Raw genomic sequence first — 19,375 nt, forward strand, 5'->3', positions numbered from 1 at the left:
TTTATCAGGAGTTTATCCATGTCTTCATACCTCATTCTCAAAAACTTTGTACTGATCGATGGCACTGGACGCCCTCCCGTAGAACTGTGTGTCCTTGTGATTCAGGGTGAGCGCATTGTCTATATCGGCGATGAGCAGGGTTGGGTGCGGGAGGCGGAGGCGAGCGTCACAGAACTCGATCTGGAAGGGCGCTACATGTTGCCCGGCCTGATCGATTGCCATGTCCATTTGGCTGGTGAAGGGGCACCGGATAGTCGTTTGCGTGGCGATATGGGCTGGGCAACACTGCTCATGCTCAAGCATGCTCAGAACAGCCTGGCAGCAGGTGTTACGACCGTACGTGATGTGGGAGGTCGGCATGGCCTTGAGTTTGCGGTGCGCCGGGCCATCGAGCTTGGTATGTGGGCGGGACCGCGCATGCAACTGGCGGGCAAACTGCTTTCTATGACCTCAGCCGGAACAGAGTATTACGAGGGCATGTACCGCGAGGCAGATGGACCTGACGAGGTGCGCAAAGCCGCCCGTGAGCAACTGAAAGCTGGTGCCGATCTCATCAAAGTCATGGCAACAGGAGCCGTGCTGACGCCGGGAGAGTTTCCAGGAGCCGTTCAATATGACCTTGACGAGTTGCGGGTGGCTGTTGAGGAAGCTGGAAAAGTTGGGAAAGGTGTGGCGGCTCATGCTCACGGTATTCAGGGAATACGAAATGCGGTTACTGCGGGCGCGAGAACCATTGAGCATGGCACCTATCTCTATAAGGATGAGAAGGTGATGGAGATGATGGCTGAGCGGGGGATTTTCCTGGTGCCTACGCTGAAGGCTGGCTTTGATGTGTTGTATGGAGATCGCCCTGGTGTGCCGAATTGGATCAGAGAAAAGCTGAAAGAAGTGCAGGATCATGCCATACGCAGCGTGCGACGCGCTTTGGAACTGGGCGTCCCGATTGCGATGGGGACCGATGCATCTACCCCCTACAATTTGCATGGAGATAATGCTTTGGAGCTACAATGGATGGTCGAGGCCGGGTTGTCGGCGATGCAGGCGATTGTGGCATCTACCGCGAATGCTGCCCGCGCTCTGGGATGGGACTCATGGCTGGGGACGCTGGAAATGGGGAAAGTTGCCGACCTTGTCGTAGTGAACGGCAACCCGCTGGACAATCTGGGCGTATTAACTGATCGCCGCAATATTACCCTGGTGATGAAAGATGGGCAGATCGTCGCTCGCCAACCCGCCATTGACACGTTGAAGGTGCCGGAAGCAGCGATGGCCGGAGCCTGGATCTGTTGTGGCCTGCCTGTACATGAATAGTGAGAGTTTTCCACTTCTGAGCATTAGCTCTTCTTTGTGAAATACTTCATAGCAAAAATCTTGCGCAGAATGCGATAGTATATCTATCTATTTTTTAACTCAATAACGATAGCCTGGTTCATCCTTTTTTCTACTGTGCTAGACGAACAGCGCATATACCCTTATACTATTTTCACTCATTCCTGCGATGTGAAGGGAGGCACATACTATGACTGTAGAGAGTTTTATCAGCAATTATAGGATACTGACGCAGTTTTTTCATTGCTCCTCCAGTGAATGTTATTTGGCAGAAGATACCACTGGCAACGCTCCTCTGGCGATTATCACTCTCTGGCCGATCATTACCTTGACAGAAGAGAAGCAAGCAGAATTTTTGCAAAAGGCGCGTGGCGGCACCGTGCAATGTGGCGATAAAACCGTGCTTATTCGCGATGCAGGGGTACAGGATCAACATCCTTATATCGTGACTCAATCTAGCTATGAAATCCGCGATCTGCTAGAAGCACAGGTGAAGCTACTCGATCAAATATTGCAGAGGATGCAGAAATCGTATCCCGGCGATCAACGCGTGCTGCTCAATACACTGCTCTATGCATTTATTACTCCCACACCGGTTAGTGAGCACGAAGCTGTGGTATCTTCTCCGGTGTCGCAAGTAGAGGCTCCAGTAGAGCAGAACACGCCGATCCCTCCGGTCACACCAATACCTCAGTCAGAACTGCCAGTTTCTTTAGAAACTGCTACACCGCTTCCACCTGTGCAGGAGCCAATGGTTGAAAAAACTGTTATTGCCATTCCACCTGTGCAGGAGCCAGTTGTTGAAAATACTGCTGCTCCGTTGGCCAATGAGGAGGTGACGCTACGGGCCTCATACAATATGTTACCGCCACCGCCACCAGTGTATGCTCCGGTTTCGCAAGGAGAAGAGCAAAAAGTAGCGCGACAGGCAACGCCCCTACCCTTTGGTGCATCGATTGGAAAATATAGGTTGAGGAGAGGGCGACTCAAGGAATGGCAGATTGGGGTTGCGGTTGTGCTGATCGTGTTGTTGCTTGCGTGGGGAATTAATACGCTGCATACCACGCTTCCAGCCACCAGTGCAACAGTGACGATCAAGCCGATGAGCCAGGCGATGCGCAAGACATATACTATTAGCGTGAGCGCTCAGGCATCCAGTCCACTTTCGGTGCAGGGGCGTGCGCTGTCTGCCAAATCTGAGCAACTTGTGCAGAGCGGACCTGCTACCGGACAGGGCCATCACGATGCAGTGAGCGCAACAGGCACGATGGTTGTTTCGCAGATCAATCTTACGAACTCAACCGGCAACGACGTGCTGAACCTCTCTATCGGTGACAATAACGGCGTGACTGCTACCGGCGATGAATCGGTGCATATCTATACAGGTGGAACGGTCTCGATACCATCGCATGCCAGTCCAGCCGGGAGCGCCGGGAATATTGCCGCTCACGATATGGATGGCCCCATTCAGATCATCGATCACTATACACAGGCGGTGATTGGGACGGCGTATATCTCCAATCCACAGCCCTTTTCCGGTGGCGTAGATGCTCGTGATTACACCTATGTTCAACAATCCGATATCGATAAGGTGGCGAATGCGCTCGTCACGCAACTCACGACGGACACGAAGGCAAAGGTGAAGCAGCAGGTTAAGAGCGGAGAATTGCTTGTGCAAGATCCATCCTGCTCTCCCAACACCTCCCCCGATCACAAGCCACAGGACGAAGCCGCCAGTGTGACGGTCAAGGTTAGCCTGACCTGTAGCGCTCTGGCCTATCGCAATCAACAGCTTCAGGACGCGGCGACGCAAGCGTATAACCAGGATGGTACAGCCCATTTTGGCAAGGGCTACAATGTTGTGGGGGCAACGGTTCTGAGCAAGCCTACCTTCGTTCCTGGCGGTGGTGATTCGTTCTCTATCACCGTCAATGGTATCTGGACATTTCAATATACGGATCAAAGCCAGTTGACGCTGAAAAAATTGATCGCAGGCAAGCCTGCCAACGATGCCCTTCAGATGTTGCGTACCCGCAAAGACATTCAGAATGTGACATTGACAACCAATGGTGGGTTTGGCACCGCCGTTCCATCAGTGCTGCCCCAGATCAAGCTGAATATCGACAAAGTCAATGGGTTAAGCGCATAGTCCTTTTCACAAGCAAAATCGAGAACCTCTTTCGTAGTGGAGCGATTTATCGCGTGGGGGGGATGCATCTCAGGCGCATCCCCCCCACGCGATAAATCGCTCCACTACGAAAACTTTACCGGGTTTGCTCCCGACAAATTTTTGTCCATGATCCGTTTATTTGCGCCAATGAAATGACTGTAAAAACCTGAATCTAGAATAATGCACATAATAAAGTTGGACCAGACAACCCGTTTTGCCCTTCTGTTCATACTCACTCTATAGTGCAATAGAATGTAATAGAATTATTAGCGGATCTTCTATCAAGTTATATTGTATTTTTTTAGCCAATATGGGCTACGTTTATAATGCTTGAACTTGTATCGTTTTGTTTCATGGTAATATATCAATAACCTAAATTTGAAAACAGGTTTGCCGAAGAAAGCAGGCCAGTTGCAATTCTACATCGAGAGTAGCCAATATAGGCTATATTTAACAGGTTTCGTGGTATATCATTTTGTTTCATGGTAAGATATTGCAAGTTACAAAATGAAAGCAGAGTTTTGAGGGGTAGGGTGGGTAGAGGAAAGCCATCCAAACTAGACACTAATGATTAGTGGCCTACCAAATCTTCTGGGCATAATTGCCAGAAGCACACTACACAACCACGAAGGTAATAGCGGTCAGGGAATTTCAGCCACAAAATAAATCCCATGAGAGGTATTTTTGTGCTATCCAACTGATCCATATCAATGATAACTTGAAGGAGAAAATATTGAGTACACAACGTGACAACCGGAAGTTCCTACATCTGTCTACCGCACAAGCCGTACTAGTCAAGCTGGGTCTGGCTGTTGTTCTGGGCGTTGCCCTGTTAGGGGTGATGGTCAATACGAACGCGCAGCAAGCCCATGCCAGTACGCTAAGCTCCTCGTCAGCTTCGGCAGCTGAGGTGACAGGCATGATTAATCAGGTCTTTGGACCAGATGCACCAGGAGCGCTCCGCGTTGCCCAATGTGAGTCGGGCCTGAATCCAAATGCCGTCAATTCTATGTACATTGGAAATAGCCGCGCGACTGGCGTATTCCAGATTCTCTATCCCAGCACATGGTATAGCACATCTCAAGCGAGTGCCTCGCCCTACGATGCTTACGCCAACGTGCGAGCCGCCCATGATATCTTTGTGCGTGATGGGCATAGCTGGCGCGAATGGGTCTGCCAACCATAGTTAGAGATAAAATGACGCGTCTACTGGATATACAGACGTTCGATCATGCTCTTACAATTTTCTGAATTCAGAACAAACAAAAGATCCTGGCTGTGTGCAGTCGGGATCTTTTGTTGTATTTTGTCGTAATCGCTCGATTACGACGGAGGGAAATTGGAAATTGTTAAAATTTTCATGGATGAAACAGACGGGCAAGCGCGTTGGCGATGCCGCGTCGATATGGATTGAGATTGGTGCCGCGTTGGGGGCAGACACTGTTTGCGAGGAAAACGATAGCCAACTGGTGGGCCTTGTCGATCAGCAGCGAGGTGCCGGTGAAGCCGGTATGCCCGTATGTATTGTTGCTGGCCAGATTGCCCATAAAATAGGGGGCGGCAATCACCCAACCCAATCCAAACGCCTCATCGGGGTCTGGATGTTGGATTGAGGTCATGCGGGCAATCGTTTCTGGCTGCAAGATCATGGGGGTGGTTTGTTCCGGCTGCAAGAGCATGGTGCAGAAACGAGCCAGATCTTCGGCGGTCGAGAACAGGCCAGCGTGCCCGGCTATCCCCTCCATCTCCCATGCATTTTCATCATGGACCACGCCATGCACCAGACCGCCTCGCCACTCGACATATTCGGTGGGCGCAATCCGACTTTTGAGCGATTCTGCTGGTTTGAAAAGCGTATCATGCATGCCCAGCGGCTCGAAAATATATGCCCGTGTATATTCGGCGAGGTTGAGCGAGGTGATTTCATGGACAAGTTCTCCAAGCAAGATGAAGCCAAGATCATTGTAGAGATGGCGGGTGCCGGGAGGGAAGACCAGCGCTTGTTGACAGATACCATTGAGAATTTGCGCCGGACCGTGATGCTCCTGATAGAGGCGGCAGGGACCAGGCAACCCCGACGTGTGAGTGAGAACATGCCGGATCGTGATCGACTCTTTTTGTGCGTCGCAGCCAAATTGTGGCAGATAGGTACAGATGAGATCGTCAAGCTGCAATTTGTCCTGCTCTATAAGTTGCATGATAGCGGTCGTGGTCGCCACAACCTTTGTGAGTGATGCCAGATCGTAGAGTGTGCGCATCGTTGTCAGGATGGGTTTGTACTGCTCGTAGGCTTGATCGGCAGTCTTGCCATACGCCGCACTATGTACGGTCTCGCCGCGCCATCCTATCCAGAGTGCAGCTCCAGGAAATGCGTATTCCTGGAGTCCTCGTTCCATCACCACATCAACTTCTGTAAGAACTTCTTTCAATCGGGCAGAAAAAGGCATATATATTCTCTCTTTATGGTATCTACACCTGGCTGGTGTACGGGGCGCATGGTAGATAATCGAGGGCACACGCAAGTAATGCGCTCTCTGTTCTGTTATTATACAATGAAGCATGTATAGTTGAGCCGAAAATGCTAGCATAAAGGAGCCAGTCGTTTTGATCGAACAGCAGTATGAAGATCTCTCCTACCTGCAATTTTCTCACTACCAACCCTTTCCAGAATTCATTCACGGCGTCTTTACGCGTCAGGGCGGGTTCAGCTCGCCGCCATATCAGGGACTCAACACTTCGACGCCGCTCAAAAACAAGCATCGCGATAGCGTCGATAATGTTATACGCAATCGGCAGCGCATTTTGGAGGCGCTTGCAATGCAGGACTATCCATGTGTCACGCCCTGGCCGGTGCATGGAGCCGACATCGCCACCTTTCAATATGAAGACGAATGGCGGACCGATTGGGCCTCTCGCTCTTTTTATGAGCAGTCCTGGACGCCGCAATCGATTCGCAAGGCCGATGCGTTGATTACGCGCGAGCGTGGAGTTGGACTGGCCCTTTCTTTCGCCGATTGCGTCCCCATCGTCTTTTACGATCCTGTCGAGCAGGTGATCGGCATTGCTCACGGCGGATGGCGCGGTACAGCACGCGGCATCGTGATGGCAACCGTTGAGGATATGAGCGCGCAATTCGGCTGTCAGCCAGCGAATATACTGGCAAGCATTGCACCTTCTATCGGCGTTTGCTGTTATGAGGTGAGCGAACATGTACGCCAACTCTTCTCCGGCGAGCAGGTGTTCGACGATATGCCTGTACGCCCACACTTGCGCGGTTTTGTGCGTGAATCGGCGACGTTTACACATGTGCAACTGTCTGATCGCACCAGCCTGCGCCTCGATCTCTGCACGACCAATCGTCAGCAGTTGTTGATGGCAGGTTTGCAACCTGAACATATCGAAATAGCCGATATTTGTACTTCCTGTCATACTGAGCTATTCTTCTCGTATCGCAGAGAAAATGGTATAACAGGTCGTTTTGCGGTGGTAATCGCACTAAAAGCATAAAAATATATCTATATCGATTTGTGTGCGAAAAACCTTTCATACAGGCGTCTATGAAATATCAGGATAAATAGACCTGATATTTCATGATATAGAAAATCGCTTTTGTATGAAAGGTTTGGCACTATGTCTATCACGAGCTTCTCTAACGGTACAACTGGAGGGCATGGCGTGCGCATTCGTCGGATACATGCGCCGCATACGAATCAACCATTTCGCCCATTGCCTCCACCAACCGGAGCAGCCCCCTATCATCTATCGCTTGATCGTATCGTGTCAGCCGATATGATGGCAGCAATACAACAGGCAAAGCGCATGGTATTTCATATCATCGGTGATACTGGCGGGGTGAAAGCGCCGCAGGCACAGCAGATCGTCGCGATGCATATGGAGAACGATGTACAGAATGCAGCGTCCGGGGGGTATCCAGCCTTCTTTTATCATCTTGGTGACGTTGTGTATTACTATGGCGAAGCTGCCAACTACTATTCGCAGTTCTACGAGCCATATATTCAATATCCCTTGCCGATAGTGGGCATTCCCGGCAATCACGATGGCGATCTGCTCAATACATCAGTTCCGTCGCTGGCCGCCTTTGTCGAGAATTTTTGTGCAAAGGAGGCGCATATTACGCCGGAGGCAGGCGATTCCACGCGTGAGGCGGAGATCCAGCCCAACGTTTATTGGACGTTAGAGGCTCCTTTTGTCACCATCGTTGGCATCTATACCAATGTGCCGGAAGGCGGGGAACTGGACGCTGACCAGATAGCATGGTTGGAGGGAGAGTTTGCCTGTGCGCCGCAGGATCGGGCGTTGCTACTGGCGATGCATCATCCCATTTACTCTGCCGACAAATTGCACAGCGGCAGTGCTCACATGGAGCAGATGTTAGAGCAGGTGGTACAGAAGACGCAGCGCTATCCTGATGCCGTATTTGCCGGACACGTTCACAATTATCAACGTTTCACCCGTGCCATCAACGGACGCCAGATCCCATATATCGTGACGGGGGCTGGTGGTTACTGGCATCTCCATGCCATGCAAAAGAGCGCTGGTGGATCAGTTCTCCAGGTACCATTGAAGATTGAACCAGATATCACGCTGGAAAGCTATTGCGATGATCGTCACGGTTTTATGCGCCTGGAAGTGACGGATCACGTGCTGACCGGCACCTATACGACTGTGCCACGTCCGCAGGAATCGTGGAGCGCTGGTCCAGTTCGGGTGCTTGACAGCTTTACCCTTGATTGGAGAGAGCATCGATTGCAGTCGTGGTGGTTGTAGAAGAGGAGAGCATGACCCGATGCTCAAGGTAGCATGCTCTCTCGCTCTAGTTATTTGATAAATGAGCCGCCGTTGCAGTCGATAACGGAGCCAGTAATAAATGCATTGTTGATCAGGAAGAGAATGGTCTGAGCGACATCTTCGGGTTGACCGATGCGTTTCACTGGTAACTGAGCGGCGTATTGCGCCCACAGTGCCTCGCGCTGCTCCTGTGAGAGGTTATCCCACCAGGGCGTTGCGATAACGCCAGGGGAAACGGCGTTGACACGCAGGGGTTGTAGCTCAGCAGCCCACGAAGGGATCATTGCCTCCAGCGCCCCATTGACTGCACCGAGGCCGCTGGCACCGGGAACTGGTCCACGAGCAGAGGCGGCGGTAACAAGGGTCAGCGAGCCATCGGGACGCAGCGTGTCCAGACTGGCCTGTGCGACGGTTAGATGCGCCCAGAATTTTCCATCAAAGGCCCGACGCAACACTGCGGTATCGAGCGTCCGCAACTCACCTGCTCCCAGGCTGCTGCTCAGTGTGATAATCAGGTGATCGAAAGGGCCGATGTGCTGGAAAAAGGCGCGCACCTGTTCGGCTGAGGTGGCATCCACCGCTTCACCAGTTGCGTTATGCTCTAAAACTTTGAGCGCGTTTGCTACTTTTTCGCTCTGGCGGCTGGCAATTACCACATCTGCTCCCGCATCCACCAGCGCTTTTGCTGTTGCCAATCCGATGCCTGAAGTACCGCCGAATATAACAGCGCGTTGATTTGTCAATGTCATTATCTGCTCCTATCACACTTTGAAAGATGAGGCGAGAACCATCGTCCCATCAGTGCTATCAGTAGGCAGGGCTTTCCAGTTCTCCGCTCAAAGGGGTGCAGGGGTCTCCCTGCCGGGGCCTGGGGCGTCCCCAGTTTCCTTCCCTCCTTCGCGCGCCGCCTGCGGCGGCGCGCAAAAGAGAAGAAAAAAGGTTTTTGCGGGGACACCCCGCACCCCGGCAAAGGGCTGCCGCCCTCTGCACTCCCGCTAGATGGGAGAATTGGAAAGCCCTGTATCAGTAGGGAGGCCAGTTGCTTCCCTGTGATCTATTCACTATAATAAGACGAAACGTCTCGTATTGTTAATTGTATACGAGACGTAGTGTATTGTCAAGGGTTGATGTCGTTTATGAAGCCAGGTGTAGTTCGTAGTGGAGCGATTTATCGCGTGGGTGGAGGCACCTGTGATGCGGCCCCAACGCGATAAATCGCTCCACTACGAACTACATTAGCAGGAGAGTGGTATGACCGAGCAGAAGTTTGTTGATAGGAATAGCGCAGGGCGGAGGCGCAATGATAAATCGCATAAAGCGATCTTACAGGCGGCGCTGGATTTGTTAGAGCAGGATGGCTATCGCGCTCTGACCATTGAGGCCATTGCAGCGCAGGCGGGCGTTGGCAAGCAGACCATTTATCGCTGGTGGCCCTCGAAAGCTGCTGTTGTGCTTGAGGCGTTCACCGCAAATGCTGCCACGCAAATTCCACAGCCCGACACTGGCTCATTGCGGCAGGATCTTCAGGAGTTTTTTGCCGCCACGCTGCACGCAGGAGGAGAGAGGACAGCTCTGGTATTACGAAGCTTGATGGCAGAGGCGTTATTGGACCCGGAATTCGCGGAGCAGTTCCTGCACATCTTTATCTATGCGCGGCGCAATGCCCTGGGCGAACTCCTTACAAGAGGGGTACAGCGTGGACAACTCGCAGCGGATGTTGATATCAACTTCCTGCTAGATCTCGTCTATGGTGCCATCTGGTATCGCGTACTGGTGCAACATGCAGCGCTTGATGAGGTGTTGATGGAGCAATTGGTGGATATGCTCAGGCGTTATAACCCTGCTTAACGATTCTGCAAATTTCCCTCAATTCTACTTAAACTCTTTGTGGAGATAGAGTACACTTCCGTTGTGTTTACAAATTGATGTTTTGTGTACAAATGCATCTTTTATCAAGCATTGTACGATCTGCATCAGATTGATATCTCTAAAAAAAGTAGCCTCAGAAGAAGGAGAAATGTTCACAATGGAAGATACTACTTACAAAGGGTATAACAAGAGCAATGAGATAACCAGTAGTCCTCATGGTGAGTTGAAAGAGAAATCCAGCGGCCAGACCGGGAGCAAGGAAGGCTGGCGGTCAACGCTACAGGACATCAGGGGACCTGTGACACATGTGTTCGCACAACTCTCCTTTCCTCTGAGGAAGCAGGGCAAGAAAAAACGCCGGTTCATTCCTGTCGCTCTTCTGCTCTATTTTCTCATTTTCTTGATCACCAGTCTCTTTTCTCTCATCGGAGGGACATCGGCTTCGGCCTCTTCTCAATTGGCGAGCGACGACCCCAAGATAGATATTGGAGGATTGATGGGATACCCCTCTAATCTGCTTGATTGTACCGCGTCTACAACGACAACGACCAATTCAGACGGATCGGCCACCTCAACCGTTGAGAATGGCAAGTATATTCCAGGTGGTAGCCCCATGCCAACATGTCAAAGCGGGCATTGGTCTTGTCCACAAGATGATAAAAATGATAGCCATTCTGTTCCAATAGATCTAACAGGAAATGGGAAGCAGGATTATGTGATCTGCCTTTATGCTGCCAGCCTGTCAAATCCACACTTCAACCCGACCAGGGTAGATATCTCCAATTTTGATACTTGTGACGTCAGTAAGCTTAACGTTCGTCCCTGGGTTGACCGTGTTGAAGTGGATGGTGCTCATGGTACTGCTAAGCCAACTTGTGCTCAGGTTGCTGGCGTTGCAGGAAGCAGTATATGGATCTGTCCTTCAAACTATGCTGCGAAATACAATCCAGATGGAACTACTACAGCAAACTACGGCGGATCTACAACAAACCAATATGATACGCTTAGATGTGAATCTAATAATAGTGACTGGGCCTTTCCTTGTTCAGATCTTTCAGATGGTCTCCCCGCAGTGTCAGTTATTCAAACGGATTGGCTCTCAGGTAATCCCCCAGGAGTACTCTCATCTACGCAAGCGACCCCTGCTGCGGGAGTAGGAGGCCGTTTCCTCTATACATTCCCTGAAGATACCTTCAAGTTCGATGGAGTCACAAAGCTTATGCCCTATACCCTGGGCATCGGACTGATCTTACTGACCCCGGTCATTGTTCTGATCGGCTACCAGGTGCTTCTGGGCAGCATTACCTTTCGTTATGCCAATGCCCTGCAAGCCATCCCTCGTCTTTTTCTCGGCCTCGCGATTATTGTGATCGCTTTTACCATGACCGAAACCTTGATTGCGATCTCCAATAATATCACCGGAGGTCTTGTCTTACTGCATAAAGACCTGGGCTTTCCCGCAGCGACGGTAAATGGACAGCCAGTTGCTTACGCGCTTGCTAATGAGAACGACCCAATTTCGTATCGTGGGATGGTAGTGCCCATGAGCCGTTGGGGGTGCGCCGCCAATGAGTTTGTGTCGATTCTAGCTAAAAAATTTATCACGGACGTGCTGTCCTCGATCATCCCGATCTTTGGCAATTTAGTCCATCTTGTCGCCACAATCACTACCTTTTTCGATTTCATCAAGCACCTGGGTCAGTTCATCTTACTGGTGCTCTCCATTATGCTCTGGGCGCAGGTGCTCGTGCGCATTGTTATCTTGAATTATTATATTCTGCTGTGTCCTGTGGCCTTTGGCTGCTGGGCCTTACCTGGGGGCTTCGGACAAAGTGTGGTCAACCAGTGGACCAAAGGCTTTTTCTCTGCCCTACTAGTTCAAATTGTCCAGGTCTTTATCATCACTACGTTGCCATTGGTGATCCCGACATTACCAGCAATCCCTTCCGACGGTCTCGGCTTGATGAAAGGAATATTGACCGAGCTACCACCTATCCTGGTACTCTGGATGACGGTGCGCGCCCCCTCTATTCTGGGCACCTCCACGGCCAGGGCCATCACTAATGCCGGCTCAATCGCCGGAGGAGTGGTGACAGCGGTTGGCGCGACAGCCTATAACATGGTTTAGGGGATGGATGCAGACGGCATGAGGAAGATGACTTCCTCTCTGTTGGTAAAACACACATAGGACGACAAAAGAGAAGAGCTGAAGCCAGGAAATGATCCTATCTCAGCTCTTCTCTTTTGTTGCTTTCCCTTTATTTTGATTGGGCAATGATCGATACCTATTTCACCAGCTTACCAGCAGCCAGTCCATCCTCCATCTTGAAGCCGCCAGAGCCGACGGAGAGGATGACCACCGCTTTATCGACCGGATCACCATTGGCGTCAAAAGCGATCTGGCCGCTGGCTCCCTGGATGGCCTGAGCGCCTTTGATATTAGTGAGCGCCTTTTGCAGATCAGCGGGCGTAAAGAGCTTACCGCCATTGCTGGAAAGCACGTTGTTGGCCGCGCTGAGCATGGCCAACGTCGCATCATAGCTCAGCGTGACGTTGTATGCCGCGCGGGTGTAGCCATACGTGTTGGCGTGCTTGTTGTTGGGATCAAAGGCTTTGCCATAATCCGTATAGAAGGGCGGTTTCTGAGCATTGAGTTTCAGCACGTTCCACTCGTCGGGGTAGGCAAACTCTGTGAAGTGCAGGCGACTGAAGCCAGCAGTTGCAGCTTTGGTATAGCCACCGAGGTTGTAGAGTGCGTCACCACCCAGGACCGGCACCTTGGCAGAGGCCGTATCTTCTAAGATCACGCTGACATCGTTAGGATAGCCCGCGAAGTAGAAGAGATCGGGTTTGGGATTCTGGCTCATGGCTTGCTGAAGCGCTGTCGTAACCGACTGCTTATCGTTCACCTTATAGTCGACGGTTGCCAGGATGGTTCCAGTGAACTGCTTCTTGAAGCCTTCACCGAGGCTGCGGCTATAAGGATCGCTAGTATCCTCGAAAACCACCACATTTTTTGCCAGAAGCTTCTGCTGGGCATACTTCGCGCCTGCGCCTGCCTGCGTGGTGTCAGATGGAGCCACGCGGAAGAAGTAGGGCGAGGAACCGGTCAGGTCATCGCTGGAGGCGGTGGACGAGACAGAAGCAATCTGAGCCTGCGTCAGCACAGGAATGGCGTTCAGTGCGCGCGAGCTATAGGGCCAGCCTGCCACGCCAACGATAGTGTTGTCGCTCTTGGCAGCCTGGACGATCTGCTGGGCAACTGCTGTAGCATAGTTTGCGCTGCTGCCGGTGTTGGCGACTAGCAGTTTCACCTGCAAGCCATTGGCACCAGCCTTATCGTTAAACTCTTTTTGCGCGACATAGGCTCCCTGCAAATTGTCGCGTCCAACTGATACCAGGTCGCCGCTGCCAGTGAGCATGGTAGCTATGATGATTGTGATATGCGGTCGGTTGCCTATGCGGATATTTTCCAGATAGATCGCGGCCTCAGCGTCGTTGGTCTCCTTGACCAGTGCCGAGCGCAAGGACGATTGAGCACTACCAATATTGCCTGATTTCAAGTTATCCGCAGCATCTTTTTTATCGGAGCCGTCGCTGCGGTTGGTATCAAAGGCAAACGTGCCATCGCTGATGCCGATAGACTCGTTAGTGCTGGTGGTCGTGACGCCGATACCGTTGCTGGTATTAGCTGGCGTGACCGTTTCGGTGGATACTGCGGTTGGGAGGCCGCCCTGATTACTACCCTGATTGCCGCTGCCTTGCGAGTTAGATTTCATCAGGTTAGGAACAACCAGGATAGCGCCGATCAGTATGGCAACGACAACCAGGATAATAAAGCCATTTACTGGTCTACGGGCTTGTTGTCGTGGTTGGAACTGCACCTGGGGAGGCTGCATCGTTTGCTGCTGTCTTTGTGCCTGGACGGGCTGCCTGACAGGTGGTGGCGGCGTCACCGGGCGTTGAATCTGTGTTGGAGGCAGGCCAGGCGATGAGATGGGACCGGATGTGCCGCGCATATAGGTGCTGGTGTCCGGGCCTGTGCCAAAGTGCTGTGCCAGAATAGTATCGATCTCTTGTTTGAGTTCGGCTGGCGTCTGATAGCGATTATTCGCATTGATCTCCAGCGCCTTTTTCAGAACACGCTCGGTATCGGGCGTGATTTTGGGATTCAGCGTGCGGACAGCTGGATAGCTGAAGGGCGGATAGTCGCGTGGATCGCGATTGGTGAGCAGGTGATGCAGAGTGGCCGCCAGAGCGTACATATCTGAGCGCGTATCGGCATTGCCCTGATATTGTTCAGGAGGAGCATAGCCGGGCGTCCCTAGCGCTGAGGTCTGCTTGCGTTGGGCGTGCTTGGCAACATCTGCGCGTGCAATACCAAAGTCCACCAGACGGGCACGCTTATCGCGGCTGCTGATAATGATATTGGCCGGCTTGATATCGCGGTGGACAATAGGCGGAGTCTGCTGGCTGAGGTAATCGAGGATATCAAGCACCTGCGAGACATACGAAAGCGCCTCTTGCTCCGGCATAGGCTGCTTGAGCCGCTCCATATGCGCTTCCAGATTTTCACCAGGGGCGTACTCCTGCACCATGAAGTAGTGAGAGCCTTCCTGGAAGCTATCCGTGACGGTGGGAATCAGAGGATGGTCGAGGTTTGCTAGCGTATCCACCTCACGCACGAAGTTGCGTACATCCTCTTGTCGCTGAGTTGGATCTGAGTTATCCGAGACCAGTTCTTTAATGACCACGCGCTTGTTAGAGACGCGGGTATCCTTTGCCAGCACAGCAGCACCCATGCCGCCCTGCCCCAGGATTTTCTCTACAACGTAACGACCGTTTTGTAGTCGTGAGTTCGGGGTTAAGGTGCCACTGCTCGCGCCAGAAGTTGGGCTGGTAGCTGTTGTGCTACCAGTCGTACTTGACCCACTAACGGCTGTGGCTGTACCACCTCCGGTGATGACAGTTGGGGGAGCTGTAGCTGGATCAAGAGACCCGCCACAATTGCCGCAAAACATCTCTCCGGCTGGATTATCGGTACCACAAAAAGGACATTTCATGCTCTGTGCCTACTCTATCTATACTACTGATGATGATTACTAGCTAGTAGGAGCGCTATTCATCAAAAGCGCTCCTACTAACTGTGCCCGGATTGCTTCTCTGGGCTATTTTAATAAGAAGCGACCCTCGACCGTCTGCTCCATATGAATACGACCCACTGGATCGACATACAGAATCACAATGGCTTTATCGACCGGATCGCCATTGGGTCCAAAGGCAATTTGTCCACTCACTCCCTGAAAGGCGCTTGCACCATTGATCTTGCTCAAGCCATCGCGCAAGTCCTCCGGGGTAATCGTCTTCTTTCCTGCGTTCAATTCAATATTACAGCCCATCAAGAGCGCTACCATTGCATCGTAAGAAAGGATAACATCATTGGCGGCTCGCGTAAAGCCATAAACGCCTGCTGGCTTCTGATGATTGGGATCAAAGGCCGCCGGATACTCGTTGAAAAAGGCCGGTTTCTTTGCTGTGAGACCCTGCACTTCCCATTCATCGGGATAGGCAAATGCAGTGAAGCGCAAGCGATTAAACTGTGCGCGTGAACTCTTGGGATAACCGCCCAGTTCATACAGCGCATCGCCACCCATCACGGTCAGCTTGCTCGGCGTGTTTGCTGGCAGGTTGCTCAGGAGCGCCCCGACATCGCTTGAATAGCCAGAGAAGTAGATCATATCCGGGTTTTTGCTCAATGCATCCTGTAACAGCGAAGGAATATTATCTGTCTTGCCCACAGTATAATTCTCGGTGGCAACAATCGTATTGCCATCGGCCTGAAATTGCTGCGAGAAATCCTGTGCCAGACTCTGGCTGTAGGGATCGCGAATATCGACAAACAGCGCCACTTTCTTTGCGTGCTGCGTCTGTTCCGCATATTTGGCCCCGTTGATACCCTGGATCTTATTGGATGGAGCCACGCGGAAAAAGTAGGGCGAAATGCTCGTCAACTGGTCGCTGGAGGACGTTTGAGAAACCATCGGTATGTGAGCGTTGCCGAGGATCTGAGCTGCTTCAAACGTGCGCGAGCTATACGGCATGCCCATCACGCCAACAAATGTGGAATCTTTCTTCGCCAGATCGATAATCTGCTGTGCCACCTGCTTTGCGTATTCCGTCTTGCTCCCGGTGTTCGCGATCAGCAAGCGAACCTTGAAGCCACCGGTGAGTTTGGCGTTATCGTTGAATTCTTTCTGTGCGACATAGGCACCCTGCAAATCATCGCGGCCTACACCTGCAAGATCGCTACCGCCAGAGAGCATGGTTGCGACCACGATAGTCACGTGTGGCGAGGTCAGGGTGTGCTGGTTCTCCAGATAGATTAGCGCCTCAGCATCGGTGGTCTCCTCACCTGCCGCCTGATTCCACAGTGAGATGGCCCCGGTGGTATCGTTGTTGTGGAAGCTGGTCGCGGCCTGCTCTTTGAGATTGCCGTCGCGCCTATCGGTATCGAGCGCAAAGCTGCCATCGCTGATGCCAATCTTTTCCTTGCCGATTTGCGTTACACCGATGCCATTGCTGTTCGTTGGCGTCTTTGTTGTTGCTGCGGTTGGTGTTGTGCTGGTGGTTGTGCCGCGTGAGCCGAGACGAGGCACCATATACATAGTGAGAAAACCGCCTAGCAGCAGCACCACGAGCAGGAGCGTTACCGGGATCAGCCACCTGGACGTTTTGCGTGGCGCAGGTGGAGGTGGCGGTGGTGGGTAGAAACCTGGCATCGAGACATACGGTGGGGCAATAGGCTGTGGTGGTGTCGCTGTGGACACAGGAGGATACGTCCCCGATACCTGTGCAAGATAAGCGGGAGTGACTGTCCCTGCCTGCGTTGGGTAGGCGGCAAGGTCAGGCGATGACTGTATGCCGCTGCTGGGTCGGACGGTTGGAGCAAGGCCCGATGAAGATATCGGTCCCGAATTTCCAAAAACATAGGTATTGGTTCCGCCTGTTACACCAAAGCGATGGAGCAACAGATCATCGATATCTTGCTTCATTATGGCCGCGCTCTGATAGCGCTGATTGATATCGTTGGTCAGCGCGCGGGTGAGGATATTTTCGATCTCTGGCGAAAGCTGTTGATTAAAGGCACGCACAGGTGGATAAGAGAATGGTGGATGATTGCGCGGGTCGCGGTTGGTTAGCAGGTGGTGCATCGTGGCAGCCAGCGCATAGAGATCTGAGCGTGGATCAGCGTTGCCTTGATATTGCTCCGGTGGCGCATAGCCAGGAGTGCCCAGAGCAGAGGTTTGCTTGCGCTGCACATTTTTCGCAACGTCGGCGCGGGCGATGCCGAAATCGACCAGATGCGCACGATGATCTTTTGTCCCGATAATGATATTCGCGGGTTTGATATCGCGGTGGATCACTGGCGGGTTTTGTTGTGCGAGATAGTCAAGCACATCCAGTATTTCGGACGCACTGACCAGGATATCGCGCTCCTTGAGTGGTTGGCCGACGCGCTCGATCTGCTCTTCGAGGTTTTCGCCATCCACATACTCCTGTACCATGAAGTAGCGGGAGCCTTCCTGGAAGTGGTCGGTGACGTTAGGAATCAGGGGATGATCGAGATGGGCAAGTAGAGACACTTCTCGCTTGAAGTTCCGTACATCGTCCTGGAGGCGATCAGGATCGATGGTATCAGAAATGAGTTCTTTGATAACGACAGGTTTGCCATCCAGACGAATATCTGTCGCGAGCAGTGCTGCACCCATACCGCCCTGTCCAAGCACCTTTTTGATCACATAGCGACCGCCCTGCAAGCGCGAGCCAGTTGCAAGTGAGCGAGAGGAACTATTACCAGGCATTGCAGTTGTCGTGTCGGGAGGTGTCCCGATTTGCTTACCACAACTCCCACAATATCGCACCCCGTCCCGATTCTCTGCTTTACAGTAGGGACATTCCATCTTCTTTTTTTCCTACCTTCTGAGACATATAAGCACAACGTGAGTCTCTAGCGTCCTATCTCAGCAGATTATACTTGGTTTCCTGGTATCAGTCGAGTGAAAATTCCACACTTGTATGCAATCTCACAATTACCTACGTATCTCTAGAGCCAAAGTTAGCACATCTGCTATACCAGATAATATATATGTAGAAATAGACGTAATCCAGGGGGAGGATATCAAATATTGCACATTTTTGTTGTGGCATATTGCACAAAATGGTGGGGGAAATGGTGGGGCTAAATACGCTGTGAGCGTTCCGGTGTTGTAGTCGAGCGATTTATCGCGGGGGGGCAGCCTGTGGCACGTTTGGAACCACCGCGATAAATCGCTCGACTACAACACCGGGAAAAACCGGCAAGGACCGGACAAATCGGCCTGATCGAGCCGAGTCTAAAGGTGCTGGCAGCGCAAAGAGATAATGCCAGGAGCGAAATGATTAGCTTTTTGCAAGTACTCCTGCTCGTTGCCTTCGATCATCAATTTATGCATCACCACGACATCGCCATCGGGCAGCGGCTCAGCTGGTTGCAAACATAGCTCCATAATCGCACACCCGCGCTCATAGACTTTGACCAGTCCGCCGGAGCCAGGAATACGATAGACTCGATTGTCGATAGTGGGGCTGGACACTTCAAGGTATCCAAATTTAATGAGTTGCTGGTATTGATTCTCGGAGAGCATTTCGCGTAAGAGCGCTTTGGCGCGGCTCTCGGCTGACAAGTGCTCGCTGACGGATTCGCGGAAGCGGCCTACCCCGCTATCAGAAGATTGCGAGAGATAGTAGATTGCCAGCAAAAGGAACAGCAGCCAGATCCCGAGAAATAAACTCAGCGTTTCCAACATAGTTGCTGTACTCCTCACCCACCAACGACGCGTGGAACAAGCACGATCTGCTCGGCGGTACGATCAAATGTGTCGATACGCTCGACGCCTTTGCCCGGCTCAACCTTGAATGCTGTTGCGCCTTTCATGCGCTCTTCGTTGAAGATACGCTCTGCCTCACGAATGGCCGCCATTGCTTCAGGATCATGTACCTCTAATTTTTTGGAGTCCCAGCTAATCCGGTCGTCGCCGCGACGGGACATTACCCGTAGCATACCCACTGTCTGTCTCCTTCTCCTGATACAAGCTTACATTACCGAGCCTCATTCCTGGCCTTTGAATCAGCAAGGAACATATTGAGATAACTTGAGCA

Annotated in this window: 13 protein-coding genes; 7 read left to right on the forward strand and 6 right to left on the reverse strand. The window is 52.0% G+C overall.

Translation table 11 applies throughout. The features are described 5' to 3' along the window. Positions 1–18: 18 nt before the first annotated feature. From K3T83_RS21365 to K3T83_RS21375, 3 genes are all read left to right on the forward strand, one after another. Positions 19–1,311 carry a metal-dependent hydrolase family protein gene (locus tag K3T83_RS21365; RefSeq protein ID WP_220204964.1) on the forward strand — a complete coding sequence of 431 codons (1,293 nt, stop codon included), beginning with the start codon at positions 19–21 and terminating at the stop codon, positions 1,309–1,311. A 208-nt stretch (positions 1,312–1,519) separates the two neighbouring features. Then, positions 1,520–3,478, forward strand: coding sequence for a hypothetical protein (locus K3T83_RS21370; RefSeq protein WP_220204965.1), 1,959 nt, complete (start codon positions 1,520–1,522; stop codon positions 3,476–3,478). 754 nt (positions 3,479–4,232) lie between these two features. Then, positions 4,233–4,685 carry a lysozyme family protein gene (locus K3T83_RS21375; protein ID WP_236064949.1) on the forward strand — a complete coding sequence of 151 codons (453 nt, stop codon included), beginning with the start codon at positions 4,233–4,235 and terminating at the stop codon, positions 4,683–4,685. Between the two features lie 172 nt (positions 4,686–4,857). Here the strand turns inward: K3T83_RS21375 and K3T83_RS21380 are convergent, their stop codons facing one another. After that, positions 4,858–5,946: a serine hydrolase domain-containing protein gene (locus K3T83_RS21380; protein WP_220204966.1), complete on the reverse strand. Its 1,089-nt coding sequence runs from the start codon at positions 5,944–5,946 to the stop codon at positions 4,858–4,860. A gap of 157 nt (positions 5,947–6,103) precedes the next feature. Between K3T83_RS21380 and pgeF the strand changes: the two genes are divergently transcribed. Further along, positions 6,104–7,006: a peptidoglycan editing factor PgeF gene (gene pgeF / locus K3T83_RS21385; RefSeq protein ID WP_220204967.1), complete on the forward strand. Its 903-nt coding sequence runs from the start codon at positions 6,104–6,106 to the stop codon at positions 7,004–7,006. Positions 7,007–7,129: 123 nt separating this feature from the next. After that, complete coding sequence (locus K3T83_RS21390; protein WP_220204968.1) at positions 7,130–8,287, forward strand: metallophosphoesterase family protein; 1,158 nt, start codon at positions 7,130–7,132, stop codon at positions 8,285–8,287. Positions 8,288–8,337: 50 nt separating this feature from the next. On the opposite strand, the gene K3T83_RS21395 is transcribed toward K3T83_RS21390, so the two are convergent. Next, a complete protein-coding gene (locus K3T83_RS21395; protein ID WP_220204969.1) occupies positions 8,338–9,057 on the reverse strand; it encodes an SDR family oxidoreductase in 720 nt (239 codons plus the stop codon). Between the two features lie 502 nt (positions 9,058–9,559). On the opposite strand from K3T83_RS21395, the gene K3T83_RS21400 reads away from it, so the two are divergent. After that, on the forward strand, positions 9,560–10,156 hold the full coding sequence (locus tag K3T83_RS21400) for a TetR/AcrR family transcriptional regulator (protein WP_220204970.1): 597 nt from the start codon (positions 9,560–9,562) through the stop codon (positions 10,154–10,156). Positions 10,157–10,334: 178 nt separating this feature from the next. Next, a complete protein-coding gene (locus K3T83_RS21405) occupies positions 10,335–12,305 on the forward strand; it encodes a hypothetical protein (protein ID WP_220204971.1) in 1,971 nt (656 codons plus the stop codon). A 157-nt stretch (positions 12,306–12,462) separates the two neighbouring features. Here the strand turns inward: K3T83_RS21405 and K3T83_RS21410 are convergent, their stop codons facing one another. The 4 genes from K3T83_RS21410 to K3T83_RS21425 form a co-directional block, all read right to left on the reverse strand. Further along, positions 12,463–15,240 (reverse strand): protein kinase domain-containing protein, encoded by a 2,778-nt coding sequence (locus K3T83_RS21410; protein ID WP_220204972.1) that lies wholly within the window; start codon positions 15,238–15,240, stop codon positions 12,463–12,465. A gap of 105 nt (positions 15,241–15,345) precedes the next feature. Continuing rightward, complete coding sequence (locus K3T83_RS21415) at positions 15,346–18,138, reverse strand: protein kinase domain-containing protein (protein ID WP_220204973.1); 2,793 nt, start codon at positions 18,136–18,138, stop codon at positions 15,346–15,348. 432 nt (positions 18,139–18,570) lie between these two features. After that, positions 18,571–19,023, reverse strand: coding sequence for a hypothetical protein (locus tag K3T83_RS21420; protein WP_220204974.1), 453 nt, complete (start codon positions 19,021–19,023; stop codon positions 18,571–18,573). 14 nt (positions 19,024–19,037) lie between these two features. Next, on the reverse strand, positions 19,038–19,277 hold the full coding sequence (locus K3T83_RS21425) for a hypothetical protein (protein ID WP_236064950.1): 240 nt from the start codon (positions 19,275–19,277) through the stop codon (positions 19,038–19,040). Between the last annotated feature and the right edge of the window lie 98 nt (positions 19,278–19,375).

Source organism: Reticulibacter mediterranei, assembly GCF_016587455.1.